This window comes from Elusimicrobiota bacterium, assembly GCA_040757695.1.
GTDB lineage: Bacteria > Elusimicrobiota > UBA8919 > UBA8919 > UBA8919 > JBFLWK01.
This window is the reverse complement of record JBFLWK010000151.1, coordinates 1-2,791: the sequence shown is the minus strand read 5'-3', so window position 1 is coordinate 2,791 and position 2,791 is coordinate 1. Positions and strand designations below refer to the sequence as shown.

The window sequence follows — 2,791 nt, the reverse complement described above, 5'->3', positions numbered from 1 at the left end:
CTTGACTTAACTATTCATAGGAATTGTTCAGGTTTCTTGTGCATCCCTGTTTTACAGGGTTATTCCATTTTTGTCAATGAACAATATGTTTCAACATTTATTAGCAAAAATTTGCCAAACTACAGTACAGTAGAAAAAGACGAATCTCTTGCATGGGCACGAAAAGGCATGATATCTACTTTAATTGCATTTCTTATCCTATTACCTGCTCGGTGTAAAACACTTTCAAAATTAAAGATCAACCGCAATATTATTCGGAAAGAATATGGCAACAAAATTATATACGAGATATTCATTTATGCGGATGATCTAAAATTTGGCAAGCGCGATAGATTTTTCACTTTGCCTGAATATCTTGTACCAATTTTTGATTGGTATGTTACAGTTTGCAGGCCTGCTCTTTTACAAGGCAGGGAAAGTGAATATTTTTTTGTTGATGAACATGGAGGAATTGATCAAGAAACAATTTTTGAGATTACAACATATTATACGAAAAAATACTTGGGAATAGCAATGAACCCCCATTTATTCCGATATTACAAAGGAAGTATTCTTAAAAAGAATCCCAGGTTAATAATTCCTGTGACAGAAATTCTGTTAGACGAGTCTGTTGAAATGGTGAAAGAAAGATACATTGATTTTGAGATAAATGATGCAATGAAATCTATTAGTCATTTGCGGAATCGGCCAAATTTATCTCTTTAATTTTTGGAATAGAGTTTTTCACCGAAGGCTCTAGGTGATATAATTTTTTCTTCAGCAGGAAAGCCAAAAACGAAAAATCACTAAAATCGTGTGAAACATCAAATGCACAATAATGAATTTCTTTGAAAGTGCACGGAATGCGTTTATATGCACGATTCCAGCCGAAATGTAGAATTATAACTATCTTGCCACAAAACTCACTGTGGTTCCATTCTGGTAACACCCTACCTCAAAACCGCAAAATATTTAACTCTTTGGTTCAAAATTTTTAAGTTTTTGTGGTTACATTTTTTATCTATATAGAAATTTTGGGCAATCTATAGAAAAAAGCCCAACTTTTCATTAAGACAAACTCCCGGTAGGGAGTAGGATAAGCCCCCGATTTTCATTGGGGGCTTTTTATTTTCGGAAAAAGGAGGAAAAAGTGATGAATTACGAAGAAAGAAGACAATATTTTGCCTACTTAAATTTTTTCAGGCGGTTTCAACCGTTGACAAGGGAAGAACTGCAGGAACTACTTGCACAGGTAAAAACAAATCAGAATGCAGTTGTCACAATTGCATTAAGCTGTATGCCGATTGTTTGCAACATTATAGAGCGATATTATCAAGAGAATTGTTTTGCAAATGGGATAAACCCAATGGAATTACTGCACATAGGATTTATTCAAATTTGCAAGGTGATAGAAGAATACGATCCGTCAAGAAATTTTTCATTCCGATATTTGAGGAATTACTTGAGGGGAGAAATACGAAATGAATACTATAAAATTGCACAGTTAATTCGTCATACGCCAAACAGACGAGATGATCAGAATAATTCAGATGACACATTAACCATCGTTAGTTTTGACGATATTGTGTATGACAACGGTGAAGATGAGCCGATTCGTTTAAAAGACGCATTCGCTGACAAGGCAGAGATTCAAAAGCAAAAGATGCTTGAAATTGTTCAAGACATTCTTGACGTTATTGAATCAAACTTTTCGTCATTTGAGAAAGAGCTGATTGAGATGCGGTATGGCCTCAATTCTTATGCAAATGACGGCTTTCTTTCTCTTGATGAACTTTCACGAAAGATAAGAATCCCGCGGAAAAAATTGGGACGGATAGAGAGACAAATTTTTGCAAAAGTAAAAAATGTATTGCAAAATTCAAACAATGCAGGAGGAAAAAATGCGTCAGTATATAAAATTCATGCCAATTATAATTCAAAGAAAAACAATAAGAACTAATTCTTGTAATCATTTTCCGAAGAAAAATTGCAAGAATTCTGTTAGACAGAAAAACTTATTCAGTAACAATAATAACTCCAGCCACAAGCCCTACCGCTAAATCCCGCCAACAATCCCCACCGAATAAAAAGGGGCACGATTTTCGTCGTGCCCCTTGCCTTCCTTCTCTCAAATCAAAATCAAATTTCAAACCATAAACAAAAAGTCTTTAGTTCTTTTAATCAGTAACACCTTTAGTTTTTATTTTTACTGCGTCACACTCAATTGAGAATCCATATTTATCTCTGCCTGTGATGGAAATTGTTGCCTTTCCAGTTTTTAACTTATCGGCCCCACTAATTAGCATTCTAAATTCCTTCTTTTCACCCGGATCTAATTTTTTGATTTGTAGTTTTTGTAACTGTTTAAAGATAATATCATCAGGAGTATCAAACCTCATTACAATTTTGTCAATCGGATATTCGCTAAGATTTTCTATTCTGCAAAACATAATTCCGTCTTCATCCGCTGATAATACTCCATCAAAGTTTTGGTCAATGAACTCTGCTGTAACAGATAAATTCGGTTCGTATTTATGTAATAGCCGGGGTGTAAATAAATTTATTGCTATTCCTGCATACAAAGTGCCTGTCTCAGGAACTTTTATATCCTTTGATTCAGATAATTTGTTATATTTATAGCCAAGTTTTAACTTAAATGTAACCGGTCTGACATTTTTCCAATAACGACCTGAAAAACGGCTATAAATTTATATTTTACCGATAATAAAATGCCCTTGACACAACCGTATAAAAATGATACACTTATGACAAATGCCAAAAGGCTTACAAAAAATACATTTTATATTCGGCA

3 protein-coding genes are annotated in these 2,791 nt (G+C 34.0%); 2 read left to right on the top strand and 1 reads right to left on the bottom strand.

Features of this window, described 5'->3' with window-relative positions:
• A partial coding sequence (locus AB1349_13415) for a hypothetical protein (protein ID MEW6558323.1) occupies window positions 1-705 on the top strand: 705 nt, incomplete at its 5' end.
• Window positions 706-1,132: 427 nt separating this feature from the next.
• A complete protein-coding gene (locus tag AB1349_13410; protein ID MEW6558322.1) occupies window positions 1,133-1,939 on the top strand; it encodes a sigma-70 family RNA polymerase sigma factor in 807 nt (268 codons plus the stop codon).
• Between the two features lie 217 nt (window positions 1,940-2,156).
• On the opposite strand, the gene AB1349_13405 is transcribed toward AB1349_13410, so the two are convergent.
• Window positions 2,157-2,561: a hypothetical protein gene (locus AB1349_13405; protein MEW6558321.1), complete on the bottom strand. Its 405-nt coding sequence runs from the start codon at window positions 2,559-2,561 to the stop codon at window positions 2,157-2,159.
• Window positions 2,562-2,791: the final 230 nt, after the last annotated feature.